The sequence below is a fragment of the Collinsella aerofaciens ATCC 25986 genome (assembly GCF_964259375.1).
GTDB lineage: Bacteria > Actinomycetota > Coriobacteriia > Coriobacteriales > Coriobacteriaceae > Collinsella > Collinsella aerofaciens_BO.
The window spans coordinates 12307-33062 of record NZ_CAXVJM010000012.1; the positions used below are offsets into that span (position 1 = coordinate 12307).

Below are 20756 nucleotides of genomic sequence, written 5' to 3' on the forward strand. Positions count from 1 at the left end.
ATGATTCGGCATGCAGACTCCCCACGAGTCGTCGCCAAGGTAACTAACTCAACGCCACCCAATCCAACTTGCGCATCTGCTCCATTGTCGACAGCAAACCATTGTCGATATTATAGCGAGCCCTCCACCCTAGACTTCGAGCTTTTGAGCCATCCATAAGGGCCAACGTAGCTACAGAATAACCCGCCGCCTCCCGAGCATCAGGCAAATCGAAGGCAACGTTTACGCCTCCATTTATAGCAACATGCTCGGCAAGCTCCTTCAAAGCGATATCAGACTCCGAATCGGCAAGATTGTAAGCCTCGCCATCTACACCGAGTAACATCACGTACAGTAGGCCAGACACAACATCCGCAACGTGCAGATAGGAAAACCTTTGCGTCCCTTCGCTTTTGAGCACAACGTCTTTGCCGGCAAGAGATCGACGCATAAACTGGGATAAGGCTTTAGAATCGTCATTCAACAGAGTCGGACCGTAGACACGAGCGATGCGCGCAATTACGGCCTTAACGTCCCTCTGGGAACGATATGCCTGACACATGGCTTCGCCCAAACGCTTGGATTCGTTATAGCACGCACGCAAAGTATTACAGTCAATATCTCCACAATATTGCTCATCGAAGCGTTCAACGTCACCGCGATTCTGGCCGTAAATCTCAACGGACGAAGCAAATAGTAATCTAGCGCCACTGTCGGCGGAGAACTCAAGCAGGTTCTGGAGCCCGTCGACGTTCGCACGAATAGTACCTATTGGATCAGACGAGTACTGACGGGGATGCGTGGAGCTCGCTAGGTGCAAAACAAAGTCAGCTGAACAGGTCGGACGATAGCCAGCGGACGAAACAGAAGCCTCCTCAAACGAAAAGTGACACGATTCAAAGTACGGAAGTCTCAGGCGGGCTTTTTCAATACTGCGGCCCAACGCAAATATATTGCAACCTAATTCAGCCGTCTCGTTCTTTCGCATCAGAACATCAATGAAAAACGCTCCTATCATTCCGGTCGCACCGGAGACAACAACCGTCTTCCCCTTAAGGTCATTCCAAGGAAGATCGAGATTGCATACGGCATCAAGATCGGCAACGTATTCAGTGCAGGCCAATCTATTCATCACGAGCCTCTTTCTCCGCAGCCCATGCGCGGAAGAATTCAAGGTTCTCGGGCGTAGTGAGCTTAATATTCCTGTCAGAACCAGCGGCAAAGTTAAGTCTAACGCCCAGCTGGACCATCATCGTGTTCGTGTAGTTAGACCCGTCAATTCCCACGCCTTTCTCGAACGCCTCGTGATACTTGGCGTCAAGGAGATCGAAACGGTATGCCTGTGGGGTTGAAACACGACGGAGCGTTTCACGCGGAATATACTGCGTGGTGGTGGTTGGGTCCTCCTCATCAATGATAAAAATCTGCTCGTTATAGGGCATGCTTGTCACGGCATTCCCATGACTCTTCGCCACACGAATAACATCGGTAATAACCTCGGGATCGAGCATCGGCCGCACACCGTCGTGCACGATGCAAATATCATCCTCAGAGAGTTTACCCTCGAGATTGTACACGCCGTTACGAATAGACTCTTGACCCGATGTTCCGCCTTTAACGACCCATTTCAACTTATCAATCTTGTATTGTCTCGCATATGCAAGAAGAGCCTGCTCCCATCCATCCAAGCATACAACCTCGATTGCATCCACAAGAGGATGGTTCTGAAAAGCCTCCAGTGTATAAACAATAACGGGCTTCTCGCCAACGTTAATGAACTGTTTGGGGATCTTCTGCCCCATACGCGAGCCAACTCCACCAGCGATAATGATTGCACAAATCGCCATGATTTACCCTACTTTCTCTCGAGTGGGTGCCTGCCTCAAAAAGGGTCGTTCCAGGACATACAAGATCGAACCGAGGCGTTTTATATGTAATCAATACATGGATGCACATTTATTTATTAAGAAAGAAGCTGGCGAAGCGCACTATCGGTAGCGCTATCAGCAACATCAGTATGCTTAAAATGGGAAGCAATATCATTTGGAAGGTTAAAAGGGTCGCCATAATGCTTTGTTAGCAATTCCATGTACTTGCAGGGCGCCTTGATTTGCATCCCCTCAAACTCAAGGTCGATAAGAGGGAATATCTCGTCTAGTGGAGAAACCCAGTGGAAGTTGTCAACGCCAACAGTGTTGTCAATCGACCAAATAACCGCCTCCGCGTTATTCTTATCACATACAAGACCGACTGCCTTTTCCTCATTTATCGCATTCGTAAATAAAGAATCGACGATGTCCATATGAGGATCAGCAGCAGGAACGCACGACTTATCGATCCAAGACGAAAGACGAGAGTCGCTGCGCATGCACTCGACCATTGCCTCACGAATTTGAAGTTGCCGGTCGTAGATCTCAACGTTGTCGGTTGTCGCCCAGTCAAAAATAAAAATGTCCAAGAATACGGGGATAGAGTCGTCTGCGTATTGGAATCTCACCTGACGGCACTGGACAAACCCGTCAAAAGCAACAGAAACACGGAATCGGTCGCAAGATTGAACTAGACCAATCAAGCGCTCAATATCCTCACGCATCATTCCAAGATCGATGTCGTCATCCCAAGGAATAAAACCACCATGGCGCGCCGCACCGAGAAGTGTTCCACAGGTGGCGAAATATGGGATGTCGTTATCCCTGCATAGAGAGTCAAAGTCAGCCAGCAACTTAGCCGACCCAAGCTGAAGCAGCCTCAAGCTACCCGTGGCAGCGGGGAGCGTTGTGAAGAAGCGCTTTTTGGCTTCGATGAGCGACTCTCCTTCCTTGCGATAGCCTTCCCAGGCAAAAAGCATGGCCTTCTCGTCATGGGATTTAAGATCGCCCCTCAGTGCTTTAACTTCATTTAGAAGCTGAACGCTTACATCCCAATGCAGTTCATCGTGAATACAGCGCGCCTCGGAAGCCGTTAACATATTTGCCTTAATATCTTCAACGTCTTTCGAAAGTAACGCAAAGCGTGATAAAGAAACAGGCAGAAGTTTCTTAACAAAATTCTTCATGACCAAACAACCTCTATACCAATTTCCAATCGGGATAAAAAATATTAGCCGCGTCCAGTCAACTTATAAATAAGACGTTGGACAGAGACATACGTCTTGGACTCAGCAATTCTATGGGCAAGCCTCTCAACAGCAACCGCTCGTTTCTTTCGATCTCCGTATAAAGGCAACAGATAGTAATAGGGCTCATCGTATGCAGAGTGCTCATTTATCAGACCATGGTTGATAGAAGCTTGAATAGCAACGAGCTGTTCATAAACACCCGGATCCTTAATCTGTTTTAAAATGGCATCTGAGTAGTCATGGTTAAAGCGATGGGCAATCGTTACATAAAGTTCGTGCATTTTCAGTCCATCAGCAACAGCAAGATTGTGCCCCATACCCCAAAGCATGTCCCTGACTCTAGCAACGGTCCATTCGGTCTCTTTGTAGCCGACCCTATAGTGATACACGTCAACCGGAACGACCTTACAGCCACCCGCCTTCTCCACTGCACGCAAGAAAAAGACGGGGTCTTCATACCAATTCAGTTGAGGGAAACGAACCTTGCCGTCGACAAACAAGGACGAGTCGTACATAAAACGAATCCAACCGTAGTCAGTCCAAATCTCCTCGAGAGGCACTTCGCGCTCGCTCGAAACATGATAGAAAGACTCGTCAAATGAAAACTCAGACTTAGTCTTGCCGGACGGCTTAAGCAATGAAAGAGAGCCGCCACAGATGAGAGCTCCCGACTTATCCATCGCATCGATCAAATCGGAAAACACATGGTCAGTGGCAAACTTGTCATCGGGATCAATGAAAATAATGCGCTTGCCCCTAGCCAGCTCAATACCTCTATTTCGGGCAGATCCAGCGCCGCAATTAAACTGACTCAAGACGCGAACACGCGAATCACGAGATGCGGCCTCTTCCAGCAGGTCCAAAGACCCATCGGTTGAACCGTCGTTAATAAGCAATACTTCGAAATCTTTAAAAGACTGCTGGATCACAGAATCCAGGCACTCTTCGAGGTACTTACTAACATTGTATACGGGGACGACTACGGACAAGAAAGGCGAATTGTCCGAGTCGGTATGAGGAGTAAGCAGTGCATCAACGCTAGCCATGGAATAGTATTGTTCGCGCAAACGGCAAGCCTGGTCCCAATCGAGAGCCGAATACCCTTTACGGACCGAAGACCACACGGAGAGGAGCTGTCCGTAAAGCAGTCGCACCTTTTCATAGGGCTCAGACATGTCAAACAAGCAGCATGCCATTTCTTTTGCATCATCTATGGCAATGTCGAAAGCCCCAGCTCCAGCTTCAGACGCACAAGGAGAACAAAGCAAAGTCGCCCAATTAGCCGGGAACTGCTTAATTTGATTTAGATCAAGCTTCGCAATTGCACACAACGCAGCCGTTACAAGCGTAGAAGAACCCTCGACCCGCAGCTCAACGTCTCGAAGGGCATAGTTCTTACCATCAGTCGAATAAACATCTTCGCCATCAGCGGTAGCAGCAAGATCGTCAAAATTGGCGTCTCTCGCAGCAAGGGCAACAAGGGAAATGTTCTCAGCACGGCACGCGTCCGCATCACAATGACCCAGAAGGCGATGCTGAAGAACGTCAGCGTCGCTGCGAAGTCTGCCCATTCCTTCAAGTTCATTTTTAAGCTCAAATACAAGGGAGTCAGAATCAGGCGAGACAACAAATACCTCGTCATCATTTGATAACTTATCGAGCAAAGCACGCACGGACGTTTTTGCGTCCGCAACCGAAAGCGCGTTGCAGCAAACTAAGATGGAACGCCTAGGCTCAGTGGACCCATATTGCTCCAAGAAATAAGCCTCAGAATCATTGGTCATTCTATTTAAGCGAGCCAAGGTGCGCGAGTCGAATCGATCGGAATCAATTAGACCCGCTGCTTTAATCTTACTAAATTCCTCGACATATCGGGGATAAAAACGTTGTTGCAGCTCAGGAGCAAGACGATTTAGATTCCAGAGATAGCCCTCGTATTGTTGGCGGGGAATCCAGTACTTAATAATCTGAAATTTATCGTGGTCTCGTTTGGCGTAATCCCAAACCTCAGCGTATTCATCACACACGCAAAAGAGTTTATTCTGATTCTTTACAGAAGAGTTGGCGTTATCGATGCGGTAATGGAGATATCCATCTTTAAGCAGCTTGACTCTGTCTGCTGCATAAAATGCCTTGAAATAGAAAGCCGTATCCTGGAACGAAGCCCCTGGCGTAGGCAGGAAACGCACTTCTTCCTTATCGATCATCGATTTTTTATAAATGCTTGTCCAAATTGCAGGCTGACACATAAAGACGCGCGGATTATCGATTGGATGAAAAACCTTGTCGTACGAACCGCAGGCAGCAAGATTTTCGACCAGATAATCGCACGACGAGTCCTCTCCCGTACGATGGGCATAGTAATTTGAACGAACGATGTCGAGATCATTTTTAGCCGCTTCTTTATAAAGCGTTTCGAACATATTGAGGGAAGCAAAGTCGTCGGACTCAACGATTCCGATATACTCGCCACGAGCAAGTTCAATGCCTTTGTTCATCGAATCGCCGTACCCGCTATTGGGCTTATCGATTACTACGATACGCTCATCTCGTCGCTCGTATTCGCGAATAATCGACAAGGATGAATCCGTTGATCCGTCATTGATGCAGATGATTTCAATTTCACGCAGGGTCTGATTTACCAGACTATCAAGACACTCACGCAAGTAGCGCTCAACATTGCAAATCGGCACCAAAATCGAAACTTTAGGATTTTTCAACATAGACCACCGTTAACGTAACGAATACTACGGGTCTAATACTATCATCCACTTCGTATAATTAGATAAAACCCATTGACCGAGAAGCTCATAAAGGAGAATCCCTTTGTTTCCTCTAACAGCGTTCCTCATTGCACTTGCAGTCCTCTATCTTCCTGGCTGCATCATTTGGAACAACCGCTTTAACAACCCAGCGGCGACTGCCGCAGCGGCACCCCCGACGAGTATATTTATATATGTGTTAGTTGGCATCTTATGTTCAAAATTGCATATTGTCATCTCAGCGATTAGCATATTTACTATCACAGTTTTACTCTCAATTGGCATCTCTCTATGCTTGCTGATTGTTTCAAAGACCAGGAGGGCAAATCCTTCCATAGCTAAGATTAATGGACAGGATTTCATACCTCTATTAATTTGCGTAAGTACCGGCTTCGTCTTTGCCTTTTGGTTCTTTTCACACTCTTTGGCAGACTGGTCCCATTTAACGCAATCCGAAGACAACATTCGTCACTATGCCTACATACGCAGCCTTCTCAACTCAACGGATTGGTCGACACTAAACGTATCTATGTATGGAATAGGCACTTCGCAATCGATCAACCCCTATTTATCCCAGACCGGAGGGTTTTATCCCCTTGGATGGCATATCCCGGCCTCTATAACCTGCGCACTGGCATCGACCAACATAGGAATTGGGACAAATGTAGTTAATTTCACTCTTATCGGCATTTCGCTGCCCATAGGATCTTATTACTTAATTAGCCAAGTATTTCCAAATGAATCCAAGCTGCGAGTCGCCACCGGAGCCATCGTTTCTCTGGTTTTACCGGCATCACCCTGGGTGCTGCTCGCAGTATGGCCTCTATTTCCAAATCTCGCCACAATGTGCCTTGTCCCAGCTGCAGCCGCCTTATTTATCGATGCGACAACTGCTTCAAGCGCTTATAGGCCAACCAAAATCGCCGGTTTTGTTCTGTGCTGCGGAGGAATAAGCGTCACGCAGCCCAACGGCATTTTCATGTGTGCCGTATTTCTTATTCCCTATACCGTATGGATCTGCTCCAAGCATGGCTGTGAAACGAAAATTGCAAATAGGATCGGAATAAAAAAGGCGAGATTAATTACCGGTTCCATTGCAACCATTTCTATCTCATTGATATGGATTGCTTTATATAAATTACCATCTTTTCAGGGCGTAGTTTCATATTATTGGAGCCCGATAAGCACTATTTGGCAATCGATGGCTGACTGTCTTTTTATAGCTTATCCAATTCAACCGGCAAGTGTCTTTATGGCATTGCTGTGCGCGGCAGGACTTTTACAGTTACTGCAAAAAAACCAATATTGGCCAGTTGTTTCATGCTTATTAGCAATGGTTCTATATGTCGTTGCTGCAGGTTTTGGCGACAACGTCATTAAACATGTGCTGACAGGTTTTTGGTACACCGACCCGTACAGAGTAGCGGCGATGCTAGCCTTCTGTTCCATTCCCATGGCATATTCGGGATTCACCCTGCTCTTGAAGACATTTAAGGCGATCGCTAATCGGTTTGCCATGGGAAGCAAGTCTTACTTCGTCAGCATCGCCGCGGTCATCACGATCTTTATTGTGTTTGCCCTACCTTCTTTTGCCATCCGAGGTGTCGCGGAAATTACCACTCCTTATTCGACCATGACCGCAAACATGAGGGGATTTACAAGGGTTGATGAAGGAGCAATTCTAACTGAGTCCAAAATTGAATTCTTGAAAAAAGTCGCTACGATCACTGGTCCGAATGCCGTAATCGCTAACACCCCATACGATGGAAGCTGCTTTGCAAAAGGCATTGCTAACCTTAATCTACTATTCTGCAACGATGAAAACTATACCGAATTAACCACGAGCAGCTGGGCCATTGATCTTCGGTCGAACCTTTGCAACTACGTGAGTTCAAGTTCAACAAAGAAAAACGTCCGCGACAAGGATGTTCAGTATGTGCTCAGTCTTGAGGAAGACGAGGGAACCATGAAAGCATGGTATCCGGCTTTTGAGCAGTCACGTTGGACGGGAATTCTCTCGATTAGCGAAGCAACGCCAGGTTTCGAATTGATCTTACAAACAGGGGATATGGCACTATATAAAATCATTAATTAGCAAAGCACGCCATAAGACGTTACAACGAAAAGATTGATACCGATCGATTCAAAAGGCTACAAGCACTATACAGTCGAAAGGGCAGACCGTACTCATGTGGGCATCTTTTATAGCTGCTTTTCTTTGCGGCATTTTAACAATAATTGTTCCGGGCTACTTCATCGGACGGACCTTATTTAGTAACCCTTTACAAGCAATCGCTTTCTCGCCGGCAGCATCTGTTGCACTATTCATAGTTGTGGGTTTAATTGCATATCAAATTAGCATGCCTGCGCTCCAAATATATTTGCTAGTTTTATTGCTTAGCCTCACGCTATTCATGCTATTTAGAAGAAACAGATCGGCACTGAATACCAGCCAGTATTCAACTCTATCAACTTATGTACTTGTGGGTACAGCCCTGACGGTCTTAATATTCCTTCGAAATATAGACGGGCCGACATCTTATTCGGTGCAGACCGATACAACTTTCCATTTGTCGTGCGCAAATGCCATGCTCGATTCGGGCAGGTATTCGATTCTACACGCCTCCGAATACCCAGACTTAATGAACGCAGGAGAGGGCATATTCTATCCCGCTGCTTGGCACATCATTACCGCCGTTGCAGGCGGACTATCAAACACGAATATCATCGTTGCACACAATGCGATTAATTTCATTATCTGCGCATTTGTGTACCCCCTCTCAACATGGCTTTTTCTTTCTTCCGTTTTTAAAAACGAGCAGGGTCTCATTTTTGCAGGCGGAGTTACATGTAGCCTATTTTCCTATTTTCCTTGGGCTTTTTTGATTGTGGGGCAATTCGATTCTAATTTACTATCAAACGCGCTATTACCAGGGTTTCTCTTTACGTTCTATCAATTAATTACAAGCATTTACCTTTCAAACAAAGGTTCAATCGAAAAGTCAAAAGCAAATACACTGTCTTCCACACCAAGCGCGATAATTATATTGTTTATATCATTCATTGCTCTTTTAGGGTCACAGACTAATGCGGTTTTCTCTGCTGGCGTAATTTGCATCCCATTAATCATCCAGTTTTCGTGGAAAACAGCGGGGCACTATTCCGAAAGAATCGACCTACGCTTTTTAGCCTCGGCTCTAGTACTTGGACTAATTATCGGCCTCTGGCTATTAGTGTATTCCCTACCTTTTATCCAGCCTATCGTCAGCGTATATAGAGAGCCAATCGCAACGCCAGTAGAGGCCATTAAGAACATTCTTCTATTAAAATTCGGACAGTCCGTCAATGCGCAACCCATACTTGGACTATTAGTGGGCATTGGATTTGTAATTGCCTTCGCAAGCACTAGATATCGATGGATGTCTCTATCATATATATTAGTTGCCATGCTAGCGTTCGCATGCATGACATTGAACCATCCGCTTCGTCAGCTTATCTGCGGCTTCTGGTACTCAGGAATTATCAGACTAGATGGAGTGCTCGCGATAGCCGCCACGCCGCTCGCCGCAATCGGGCTATGCAAAAGTATTAATTTAATAATTCGACCTTTATTTAATCGTGACAAAATAGGGTCTGTTGATTTATTGATACCTGTGTTCGTCCTATTCATGGCCGTCCTCATGGTTTTCGCTTACCCAAAAACCATTTCATACAGCAAAAATAACTACAAATATCTCTGTGAGCAGATACAAGTCAACTACTCGTTAACATCGGGAGTTTCAATCTCGCCCGAAGAAAGGCGATTTGTTGACAAAGTAAAACAAATCGTTGGAAATGAGACTGTAATCAATATCCCCTCAGACGGGAGCATATGGCTTTATGCATCTGACAACATAAATGTGATCTCTCGTCAATTTTACTCTACGCCTTATAAGGAATACGAGCTGTTTAAAGCATCACTTTATGAGGCTTCAAAAAACAATGACGTCTTAGAGGCAATACAGAAAACTGACGCTCGTTATGTGCTTATACTTGATGAGACCGTAAATGTTGGTTACTTTGATTCAAATGAATGGAAGGGCATTCTTAACATCACTGAGGAAACCCCTGGATTCACTTGCCTGATCTCTGAAGGCGAAATGCGACTGTATTTAATAGATTACTGATGTTTAAATATTAGTAATCGCATAATTGCAAAGTCATTGCCTTGGATAATTAACAAAATAATCCAAGGCAATGACGCACCCTAATCATTGCGATTAAAATCACTATTGGAAGATTTGGAATCAATGCTATTCCAATGTAAAGCAGCTGCCTGCACAAGAGAATTCAATCGCTCCTCCTGCTTAGCGAGTCTTACAGAAATGGTGAAATCACGTACGACTAAAACGGCTATCACGTATAGAAAAACGAAATTCGAGGCAGACATAAACCCCAAAAGGCCGGCGATACGCACCGCTATATCAGGAAATACACCGAGTAGAACAAAGCTAGTACTAAACAAAAGCCAAAACAATGAATCCAGAACCTGCATTTGCGCTTTCTTCAATTTCCGGATAACGAAATAAAAGACAACAAATGCAAAAAAAACCAAAAGTACGCGAAGTGTAAATGACACAACAATCACCTAAACCATTGAACTATCAGCAGCGTAGCAAACACTCTAAGCATATACTGCATTGACTTAACGGGATTTAAGTAACTCTCTCCACCTTGGCGTTCACGCATTGAAACCTGAACTTCGGAGACCGAGTATCCTTGTTTTAAAAACAAAGCGATTGATTCGGGTTCGGGATTGAGAGTGTTGTCGTAATAGTATCTTTCAAGCACGGGACGGCTAAATAATCTGAAGCCCGAGGTCGGATCGCTGATGCGATGCCCTGTCAGCATCTTGATTAGCACTGTTATCATGCGCGAGCCTAGCATACGCATCGATTTATCTTTGCGAATAGTAAGAAACCTGGAACCAATAACGATATCGGATCCAGCGCGTTCCGCTTTCTCAACAAGAGAAGCCAAATACTCCGGGCGATGTTGTCCGTCAGCATCAAACTGAATCATATAGTCGTATCCATGATCAACGGCATATCGAACTGCAGTCTGAAAACCAACTGTAAGGCCGCAATTAATTGGCATGGTAATGACCTCGCAGCGTAACGAGTCGCAAATCTCGCCCGTTCGATCTCGAGAGCCGTCATTGATAATAATGAAGTCAAACTCTGGCGCAATCGAGCGGAGCTCTTTCACCGTGCCTTCAATGCACTCCTCTTCGTTATATGCAGGAATTGCAACAAGCACATTCGATTTAGACGACAATCGAGCACCATTCTCTCGTGGTAAATCAGTAGAACCTGAACAGCCATTCAATATATCTTATAAGTAGCTGAATCATACGCTTATTATATATTCACTCCTATCGCATTGGCATATACGATAAGAAACAAACGGGCATAGCCCATTCATGCAACAATCGTCCTTTACCGTTGAGATAAGGAGTTCAAATGAAAGCGACAATTATCGTCCCAGTCTATAACGTTGAAAAGTACCTTAGTCGCTGTCTCGATAGTCTCGTTCACCAGACTATCTCTGATTATGAAGTTCTCTGCGTAAATGATTGCAGTCCCGATAATAGCGATCTCATTCTCGCGGAATACCAAGAGAAATACCCCTCAAGAATTCGAGTTATAAATAATGAGTGCAATTTAGGACTTGGACGAACAAGGGAAAGAGCCCTCGAGCATGTTTGCAGTGAATATGTCTTCTTTGTAGATAGCGACGACTATGTCGCTCCCAATTATATCGAAACTTATCTTCAAGCAGCCGATGATGGCGACTACGACATCATCGCAGGAGGTTTCATAAGGGATATTGATGGCAAACTGAAAAGGCATCGCATATCAAACAGCGTATGGAGTACGACAACTTATGCGATTGCATGCGCAAAACTTTTTAAAAAGTCCTTTATCGAAGAAAACAAACTGGGCTTTACTGGTGTCCCTTGCGGTGAGGATATTTACTTTAGCCTCTGTGCCTTTTACTGCAACGCAAAAGTGAAAATCATTCCATACGAGGGCTATTATTACTACTTCAATCGCCAATCCATCACTGGTTCAATGAACTACAAGAAAAATCATGAGAAAATCATGGCGGAAATGTTTGATCTTTTCCTTCAGAGCCACGATCTCTCGAAACTTCCGAAAAGCAGATTCGATGTTATTGAATACACCTATTTAGCAAACATGATCAATGCCTTGGTTGTTTTTAATAGGGGTTGCGGACCAAAGCTAATGAGATCAAAGCATTCTTTTGTGTTTTCACATGCAAGAAAGAATTTCCCGAACTATCTAAAAAATCCTCACATAGGAATTCTAAAACCAAAAGGCCAGACATTAAAAATTCGCCTAGGTGTAGGGGTGATGCTGGGATTGCAGAAGTTACACCTTGACTGGCCTGCATACTACATTATTTCTAAGCTGTAATTCCCCCTAATAACACCAGCCACTTAACACAAAGGATAACTATGCGACGAATATTAATTGTCAGCGCATACTACTCCCCTCACATGGGAGGAGTGGAACGGTACACTGAAAATCTCGCCAAAAAATTGACTGAACTTGGCAACGAAGTTGTTATACTCACTTCTTCCAATTCAGAACGAAGCTACGGAATCACTAGTGACAACGGCATCTCTTTAATCGAGGTACCCTCGTTGTCTCTAATGAATGACAGATTTCCTGTTATCAAACCTATACCAAGCACATACCGGATTTTTAATCAGATAATGAAACTGTCCATTAGCGACATCATTATCAACACTCGCTATTATCCAATCTGTCTTCTTGCATGCAGGATTGCTGCAAAGAAGCACATACGGCCAGTTTTAATTGATCATAGCTCTGGATACTTGTCTACAGAAATAAGTCCAATGGGTTATCTCATGCGATTATATGAAGGACTGTCAACAAAAATCATTTCTAGAAGCAAGCCGGTTGCCTGCGCAGTTTCGAATCGAAGTTTACAGTGGATAAAAAGCTTGGGGTTTTCACCCCATTCCGTAATACCCAACTCGATTGATGCTGATGCATACTGCTCATCTGCATCAAATAGAGACTGGAATTCTGAGCTTAATATATCTCCCGACGCATTTGTTGTTGCATATGCCGGTCGCCTGATTGAAGAAAAAGGCGTTATGAAGGCAATAGAAGCAATCGACGGCATTCACGGCAAAAACATTCATTTGATTATTGCGGGCAGTGGCCCATTAAATACAGCGGTGTCCAACGCGCAAAATGAAAGAATCCATTTTGTCGGAAGATTAAATGAATCTGACATGTCATCCTTACTACGCTATGCTAGCTGTTTTCTTATGCCTAGTGAATATCCAGAGGGCATGCCAACCGTTCTTCTTGAGGCTGCAGCTCAAAAATGCGCAATCGTAGTTAGTAATTGCGCAGGCGCATCCGATATCATTCCCGAAAGCAATTTCGGTACAGTTTTGCAAGACTGTGCAATTGACTCTATTCAAAAGGCTGTCCTTGTATATTTCGAAAACCCGGATTTACTTATTGAGCACTCTCATAATGTTCATGATCTAGTCTGTTCGCGATTCACATGGAGTCAGACTGCCTTGAGTCTATGCACGAATGTCCTAGATACGCTGTCTACCAACAATAATTGAGGGCATCAGGCGGCAATTTAATCCCCCGTTGCCCTCAACCCATCAAAACCATGATACTACAGGGCCCACTACTGCCCCTGTGCCCTGTAGCGGGCCTCGGTGGCCTCCTTGGCTGGGCGCCACCAGGACTCGTTCTCGACGTACCAGTCGATGGTGGCCCTCAGGCCCTCGACGAAGTCGGTGTGCGCCGGCCTCCAGCCGAGCTCGCGCTGCAACTTCGTGCTGTCGATGGCGTAGCGGCGGTCGTGGCCGGGGCGGTCAGCGACCCAGTCGAAGTCCTCGGGGTCCTTCCCCATGGCCTCCAGGGTCATGCGCAGGACCGTGATGTTGTCCTTCTCGCCATTAGCGCCGATGAGGTAGGTCTCCCCCGTGCGACCCTTGGTGAGGATGTCCCAGACGGCCGAGGAGTGGTCCTCGGTGTGGATCCAGTCGCGGACGTTCTCGCCGCGGCCGTAGAGCTTGGGGCGGACGCCGTCGATGATGTTGGTGATCTGCCTGGGGATGAACTTCTCCACGTGCTGGTAGGGGCCGTAGTTGTTGGAGCAGTTGGAGATCGTGGTGCGAAGGCCGTAGGTGCGGGTCCAGGCGCGCACGAGCATGTCGGAGGATGCCTTGGTGCTCGAGTACGGGCTGCTCGGGTGATACGGCGTCTCCTCGGTGAACTTGGCGGGGTCGTCGAGCGCCAGGTCGCCGTAGACCTCGTCGGTGGAGACGTGATGGTAGCGGATACCGTATTTCCGGACGGCCTCCAGCAGGCGGAAGGTGCCCTCGACGTTGGTGCGCAGGAAGGGCTCCGGGTCGGCGATGGAGTTGTCGTTGTGGCTCTCGGCGGCGTAGTGCACGATCGCATCGTGGCCGGGAACCAGCCTGTCCAGCAGCCCGACGTCGCAGATGTCGCCCACGACGAGCTCCACGCAGTCGGAGGGCAGCCCGGCGATGTTCTCGGGGTTGCCGGCGTAGGTCAGCTTGTCCAGGACGGTGACGTGGACGCTCGGGTGGTTGTTCACGACATAGTGCACGAAGTTGCTGCCGATGAAGCCGCAGCCGCCCGTAACGATGATGTTCTTAATCATGGAATTTGCATTATTCAAACACACATCACTTTGAACCAGCCAACATCAAACGATAACTCGAAATCATTTAATAATTAATCAACGATTTTCCAGCACATTCGCAATATATTCACTCGCATGACCATCACCGTAGGGGTTAGACGCATTGCTCATTGTCGCATATTCTGTTTCATCAGAAAGCAGGCGACTAAACTCGCGATAAATGACATCTTCCTTTGTTCCAACAAGTTTTAAAGTTCCGGCCTCTATACCCTCAGGACGCTCAGTAGTGTCTCGCATGACAAGAACCGGCTTGCCAAGACCAGGCGCTTCTTCCTGAATACCGCCAGAATCGGTAAGGATAAGATAACTTGCCGCCATGAAGTTATGAAAATCAAGCACTTCAAGCGGATCAATAATATGGAGTCTTTCAAAACCATCGAGTTCTTCGTGTGCAGCCTTACGTACAAGAGGATTCATATGAATCGGATAGATAGCCTTAGTATCTGGATGCTCTTCCATCACACGACGTATTGCGCGAAACATCCTATGCATGGGTTCGCCCAGATTCTCACGACGGTGTGCGGTAATTAGTATTAGACGAGATCCATTCGCCCAATCTAGTTCGGGATGGGAATATGTACCACAGACAGTCGTTCTCAGGGCATCAATACCGGTATTACCTGTGACCCAAATCTTTTGCGTCGACTTCCCTTCATCAATCAGATTCTGCTTACTCTTCTCCGTGGGCGCAAAGTAATATTCACTTATGATGTCAACTGCCTGTCGATTAAATTCCTCAGGCCAAGGACTATAGATATCATGCGTACGAAGACCAGCTTCTACATGTCCGATAGGAATCTGCAAGTAGAAACAAGCAAGCGCGGCAGCAAAACTAGTAGAAGTATCTCCATGAACAAGCACGACATCAGGTTTTTCATTCTCAAGAATAGCCTTGAGTCTCAATAAGACATCACTTGTCACATCAAACAGAGTCTGTCCCGGTCTCATAATAGCAAGGTCATAATCAGGCTTGACATTGAAAACGCGCAGGACCTGATCAAGCATCTCACGATGCTGCCCCGTAACAACGACGGTAGTATCAAATTTGTCGGAACGACGCTTAAGCTCATTGACAAGTGGGCACATCTTGATTGCCTCAGGGCGCGTTCCAAAAACTAACAGAACCCTTTTCTTACGTATCATTTATTTCCCCTGTCTAACTCGATCAATAGCAATGACACCCAAATCAAACTGTAACAGTGCCCCAATCCAACGAATCGGTTTGACCGTCTTGATCGGATTCGCGGTAAATGAATTCACGAAATAATCCTTAGCGCTTAGAAAAACTAAATATTACGAATAATTGGTCCCACAAATCTTCTAGCGAACTCTCTCTCATAAGCATCAAAGCAAAAATGAATAGAAACCACCGCATAAAGAAGTGAATAGATCAATCCTCCAGTAACCAGTGCTGACCAACCATGCCAATCAAAATAAGTCCAAATAGCATTAAACCCAAAAGAGATAATTAGAAGAGGGACTAAAATCGATAGAATATTCTTCCAAAACTGAAAAATGTCCATATCTAACTTTATTGCATAATACCAGTTCATAATAAGGCCATTTCCTATGGCAATTGAAACAGCTGTTGATATGGCTGAACCTATTACCCCGAACAACCTGCATAGAAATATAGAAATAAATACGTTAATTACAGCAATTGCAGCATTCATGTAGCCTCGAAATTGGTATACATCCTTGACCTGCATAATTGTAAGACCCAGATTTTGAATGATATCAACCGTAAATGGCACCATAACTATCATGGCAACCCAATAAGCATCAGCGAAGTCGTGCCCCGCCCAGAGGGTAATAAAATCCTGACCAAAAATCGCAAAACCGCTGAGAACAAGAAATGCAACATAAAAGGAAATTCTTCCAACTTTGATGAAAAGCCGAGAAAGATCAGTAGCTGCATCAACCGAATGAAGCACAATATCAGTAACCTTTGGAAGAAATACAGTAGAAATAGATGTTCCTAAAACCATATAAACAGAGTAAATTTGTGCACCTATCGCAAATACAGCAATTAAGTCGGCACCATAAAAATATCCTAGAATTAGTTGGCCTGATTTCCAGAAAACTTGATCGGAAAAGGCAACCAATATTACCGCCGAAGAAAACAGCAGCATCTCCTTAGCGAGCTTCCAATCCATCCCGTGAAAAGTGAACTTTGTCTTCAAAACATTAGATACGAATATGCGCTGGATTAGAGCACAGAGAAGATTTGTAAGAAAAGTCATGCAAGTAACTAGCAGCGCAGAAGGCCAGAGCCGCATGAACACGACCACGAGCAGGGGCTGAAGAATTGCAGTAACCAATTGAGACAGACGCAGAAAAACAAAATTCTCATGAGCGGTGATAACCGCAATACTAATGATGTTATTCATAACCACAACCATATCTGCGGCCAAAACAACAAACATTAATGACATTTCGTAGAGCTGAGCCGTGCTAAACGAATTCGAGTATGAATAGATGACAATTATCCCCACAAATAGTATTACGACAACCGCAACGAACGAGATAATCCAAAACAGTCTTTTCGCAATTGCAAGAGTGTTTTCCATCAATTCAGAATCGTCCTGAAGATATGCCTTGCTATAAAACTTAGTCACGCTCGAAGCAAGAACGGTATTGATTACCGTAAGATAAGCCATAATGGAGCCAACGAATTGGTAGAGACCGTATTCGGCTTGGCCGATACCCCTTAATAAGATGGGAACATATAGCAACTGAACAAGAATCTGAACAATTGAATAGGCATAAGATATAATTACGCCTGCTTTTCTACTGGATTCGATCTTCACACGGGAACCTTTCAAACTCATATTTGAGATACGTAAATCTGAATTAACATAGAGGCATTGAAGTGAAACAGCTTTGCATTTTTACACCTACATATAATAGAGAACATACCTTGAAGCGGTTGTATGAAAGCTTGAAAAAACAAACTGACTCTCGTTTTTATTGGCTTGTAGTCGACGATGGCTCGACGGACGGAACGCAGAGCTTATTTGATTCATTTGCAAAGGAATCAGCTATCGAAATCGAATATATAAAGGTAGCGAATGGAGGAAAACAACGAGCCTGCAATTTAGCTGCAGAAAAATGCACTTCAGAACTGTTCATGTGTGTTGATTCCGACGATTATCTCACACCTGATGCGGTCCACTTCATATTAACGGCGTGGAAAAATGCAGGGGATGCCATTGGAATTGCTACGCCCAGGTCCGCTCGTAACAATCAATTTCCCAGCAACACCACTGCGAAGTTATCATCCCTCTACAGCAAATACGGTTATAAAGGGGAGACTTGCATTGCAACGTTAACGAGCGTTATCAAATCACATCCTTTTTACATAGCCGAAGGAGAGAGCTTCATTCCTGAAGTATTTCAGTTTGATCAAATTGACCACGAGTATTACCACCTGCTATGCAACCGGGAAATATGCAAAGGGGAATACTTAACAGACGGTTATACAGCCAACTATAAACGCTTATTGTTAAATAATCCACGAAGTTATGCCGAATATAAAAAGCAGTGCATAGAGTTCAGTGACACACTCATACAGAGATTCAAGGAGACTATTCTTTATCTAATGTGGTCAAAGATTGCCGGAGATAGCATCCTTTTTGCATTTAAAAAAGCAAAGTCTGTTGGCGCCATTTCTCCGGCAATACCATTTGCCGCAGTATTAGAACCATTGTTTAAGAAATACATGAATAGAGCCTAATCATTGATTAGGCTCTATTTTAAGACCATTCAAATTAATTCCGGTTTGCAAAAAAGGCTTTCAATGCTGAAGTCAAAGGCCTGAAGTCATTTGTTTTAAATCCATACTGGAGCCGTACTATTAATCCGGCCAGCATTGGGTTGACCCAAGAATGACGGGTGAGGAAACGACGCCTTTCTTTCAGCAAACCCCGCTCAACCTCATCGATCCAAGACCCGTTAAAATGATGTATGGTAACGGAATTTTCAGTAAGATGAATATCACCAGATTCATGACTCTTGGGACAAAACCAATCGCTTGGGTACAGTGTGAATCCATCAACTGTCTGCATTGTATTATCAAGCTTTAGTCCGAGGGCCTTACAAGCTTTTGTAATCACTACAACATTTGTTGTTAAGTCGTACGATCCATCGCTTTTAATAAAAGAACGTACATCGTAATCATTCAAAAGCTTCCGGAATAACGGAAATCCTTTTTCACAAGCCATAATTCCAGTTGGCACAGAAGCGTCCGATTCGAAACCTGAAAAAGCACGGTTGGTCAAAAAGGGATCAAGAGACTTAAGGACCTCTACGTCGGTATCCATATAGATACCGCCTTCATTAACTAGAATCCATAAGCGCGCATAGTCACTTACAAATGCCCATTTCTTAGCTTCATATGCCTGTTTAACATAATTGTTAGAAGATAAATCAAAATTTGATTCGTCCCATCGCTTTATCTCATAATCTGGGCAAAACTTCTTCCAGGACTCGATACACGCGATTGCCTCTTCAGGCAAATCATTATTCCCAAACCAAATGTAGTGAATCACTTTTGGGATATGGTTCTCGTTCAACTGAAACTCCAAACTCAATCTACTATTTAATCAAAACAACGCTCTGGTTATATTCACTTTTATTTGCATTGTTAAAGCAAGGACCAATTAAATTGCCCGGCAAAATCTGATGCCACATCTTGTTCTCATAAGGGGTATCGCCCCAGAAAAAGCCTATATGGCAATCAATAGCCCCATTCGTTTTAAAGAAGATAATATCGCCTTTCTGCGCATAACCGCTATTCAGCATATCGCGAACCGTTCTAAACTCATACATCTTGCACCCTGAGTCACAAGCATAACCATACCAGCGCCAAGCGTTAATATAGCCTCCCCCACCAGGCCCGCCGGCCCATGGCGAGTGTGCGTTATTCCTGCCTATCGCTGCAACATCCCCGCCAACAGCAGCATAAGCATGAGCAACAAATCCGGTGCAGTTCATACCCGTATAGCCATCCCATCTTGGACTTCCGTTGGGATAAAGACACGTGTCATATGAGAAGCCGCCGGAATAACGCGTACCCAGATAATAAGAATCATACTGATGCGAAGTAAGCCATGTCAGCAGGCTAATTCTGCTAACGCCAAGAACGGTCGAACTTCCAATCGGATTGTAATAAACCTGCGTAGACTTAGTATGGACTGATCCATCGGGATAGGTTACATCGCAATACAAAGCATAGTAACCCGAACCTAAGCCCAAATCGGATGGATTAAAGTACGCATTGTTAATGGTTGATTTCGCTCTCAGGACGCCCCATTGACTCCAATCCGGTTTCGCCCAGACAAATTTAAATTCAAATTGTCCAGATTTTTCCGCATCAAGAGTCCCCATATCCGCACGAACGCCCCATGAGTAATCTCCATCAGTAGATATAGCTGTAATTCTCGAATAGTCCCAAACCCCGATATGAATCCTGTGAGTAGTTACCTTACCGTCAGAGCCGCTCACATCACAATAAATATCATACTCGCCGGGTTTATCAGGAGTCCAAGATAGGGAAGCATCGGAACCATTCTGCGCAATGCCCCAATTTGACCAATTGTTTCTACTCCAAACATACCTATAGTTCAGAAAACGAGTATCCCCCGAGCACTCAGATGTTACGGACACTTTATCGCCAGGCTTAACAAAAGCGTTGGAAACGGATATGCCTTTATAAGACCAGTCTTCCGGGATAAAATAGCAGACTTTTTTACACGTAAGTGTTTGTCCAGTTAAAGTATCAATTACATCTATATAGAATGAAATCTCCCCGGTTTTTGTAACAACCCAATCTAGTGAAGAGAGACCTTCCCCTGAATCTATAACGCCCCATTCATTCCAATTGTTTCTCATCCAAACGTACTTATATTTAACGCCTTTATTATTACGAACAATCAGATTGGGAGTAATAGCAACTGTATCCCCAGCGGAAACTGATCCATCAGAGGGCTCCACGGAAATCGATGTGAAATTAGACAAGTTATTGTCCACATGCACGGGGAACTTGCGCGTGGTGACGCGGCCGGCCGAATCGATGGCGTCCACCCAAATGTTGACGTCTCCGG

Annotated in this window: 16 protein-coding genes; 5 read left to right on the top strand and 11 right to left on the bottom strand. The window is 45.0% G+C overall.

Annotated elements, in window-relative coordinates:
• Nucleotides 1-43: 43 nt before the first annotated feature.
• The 4 genes from ACEXKH_RS06490 to ACEXKH_RS06505 form a co-directional block, all read right to left on the bottom strand.
• Complete coding sequence (locus ACEXKH_RS06490) at nt 44-1111, bottom strand: NAD-dependent epimerase/dehydratase family protein (RefSeq protein ID WP_373573520.1); 1068 nt, start codon at nt 1109-1111, stop codon at nt 44-46.
• Nucleotides 1104-1826 (bottom strand): IspD/TarI family cytidylyltransferase, encoded by a 723-nt coding sequence (locus ACEXKH_RS06495; protein ID WP_373573521.1) that lies wholly within the window; start codon nt 1824-1826, stop codon nt 1104-1106. The genes ACEXKH_RS06490 and ACEXKH_RS06495 overlap by 8 nt, the downstream gene beginning before the upstream one ends.
• Before the next feature lie 116 nt (nt 1827-1942).
• Nucleotides 1943-3034, bottom strand: a complete 1092-nt coding sequence (locus tag ACEXKH_RS06500; RefSeq protein WP_373573522.1) for a LicD family protein — start codon at nt 3032-3034, stop codon at nt 1943-1945.
• A 44-nt stretch (nt 3035-3078) separates the two neighbouring features.
• Nucleotides 3079-5820, bottom strand: a complete 2742-nt coding sequence (locus ACEXKH_RS06505) for a glycosyltransferase family 2 protein (RefSeq protein ID WP_373573523.1) — start codon at nt 5818-5820, stop codon at nt 3079-3081.
• 103 nt (nt 5821-5923) lie between these two features.
• Here ACEXKH_RS06505 and ACEXKH_RS06510 point away from each other — a divergent pair, with 103 nt between their 5' ends.
• Nucleotides 5924-7954, top strand: coding sequence for a DUF6541 family protein (locus ACEXKH_RS06510; protein ID WP_373573524.1), 2031 nt, complete (start codon nt 5924-5926; stop codon nt 7952-7954).
• 94 nt (nt 7955-8048) lie between these two features.
• Entirely contained in the window at nt 8049-10025 is a 1977-nt protein-coding gene (locus ACEXKH_RS06515) for a DUF6541 family protein (RefSeq protein WP_373573525.1), read from the top strand.
• A gap of 80 nt (nt 10026-10105) precedes the next feature.
• On the opposite strand, the gene ACEXKH_RS06520 is transcribed toward ACEXKH_RS06515, so the two are convergent.
• Nucleotides 10106-10477 carry a DUF2304 domain-containing protein gene (locus tag ACEXKH_RS06520; RefSeq protein ID WP_373573526.1) on the bottom strand — a complete coding sequence of 124 codons (372 nt, stop codon included), beginning with the start codon at nt 10475-10477 and terminating at the stop codon, nt 10106-10108.
• Between the two features lie 5 nt (nt 10478-10482).
• Nucleotides 10483-11175, bottom strand: coding sequence for a glycosyltransferase family 2 protein (locus ACEXKH_RS06525; protein ID WP_373573527.1), 693 nt, complete (start codon nt 11173-11175; stop codon nt 10483-10485).
• A 185-nt stretch (nt 11176-11360) separates the two neighbouring features.
• On the opposite strand from ACEXKH_RS06525, the gene ACEXKH_RS06530 reads away from it, so the two are divergent.
• Together ACEXKH_RS06530 and ACEXKH_RS06535 are read left to right on the top strand one after the other, a co-directional pair.
• Entirely contained in the window at nt 11361-12338 is a 978-nt protein-coding gene (locus tag ACEXKH_RS06530) for a glycosyltransferase family 2 protein (RefSeq protein ID WP_373573528.1), read from the top strand.
• Nucleotides 12339-12430: 92 nt separating this feature from the next.
• Nucleotides 12431-13537, top strand: coding sequence for a glycosyltransferase family 4 protein (locus ACEXKH_RS06535; protein WP_373573529.1), 1107 nt, complete (start codon nt 12431-12433; stop codon nt 13535-13537).
• Nucleotides 13538-13605: 68 nt separating this feature from the next.
• On the opposite strand, the gene rfbB is transcribed toward ACEXKH_RS06535, so the two are convergent.
• The 3 genes from rfbB to ACEXKH_RS06550 form a co-directional block, all read right to left on the bottom strand.
• Nucleotides 13606-14610, bottom strand: coding sequence for a dTDP-glucose 4,6-dehydratase (gene rfbB / locus ACEXKH_RS06540; protein WP_373573530.1), 1005 nt, complete (start codon nt 14608-14610; stop codon nt 13606-13608).
• A gap of 78 nt (nt 14611-14688) precedes the next feature.
• A complete protein-coding gene (gene wecB / locus ACEXKH_RS06545) occupies nt 14689-15795 on the bottom strand; it encodes a non-hydrolyzing UDP-N-acetylglucosamine 2-epimerase (protein ID WP_373573531.1) in 1107 nt (368 codons plus the stop codon).
• Between the two features lie 143 nt (nt 15796-15938).
• Nucleotides 15939-17462 carry an oligosaccharide flippase family protein gene (locus tag ACEXKH_RS06550; RefSeq protein WP_373573532.1) on the bottom strand — a complete coding sequence of 508 codons (1524 nt, stop codon included), beginning with the start codon at nt 17460-17462 and terminating at the stop codon, nt 15939-15941.
• Between the two features lie 62 nt (nt 17463-17524).
• On the opposite strand from ACEXKH_RS06550, the gene ACEXKH_RS06555 reads away from it, so the two are divergent.
• Nucleotides 17525-18388, top strand: a complete 864-nt coding sequence (locus tag ACEXKH_RS06555) for a glycosyltransferase family 2 protein (RefSeq protein ID WP_158567240.1) — start codon at nt 17525-17527, stop codon at nt 18386-18388.
• A 34-nt stretch (nt 18389-18422) separates the two neighbouring features.
• On the opposite strand, the gene ACEXKH_RS06560 is transcribed toward ACEXKH_RS06555, so the two are convergent.
• Both ACEXKH_RS06560 and ACEXKH_RS06565 read right to left on the bottom strand, forming a co-directional pair.
• Nucleotides 18423-19226, bottom strand: a complete 804-nt coding sequence (locus ACEXKH_RS06560; protein WP_199574289.1) for a glycosyltransferase family 32 protein — start codon at nt 19224-19226, stop codon at nt 18423-18425.
• A gap of 22 nt (nt 19227-19248) precedes the next feature.
• Nucleotides 19249-20756: hypothetical protein (locus tag ACEXKH_RS06565; RefSeq protein ID WP_373573533.1), on the bottom strand; the 1508-nt coding region annotated here is incomplete at its 5' end.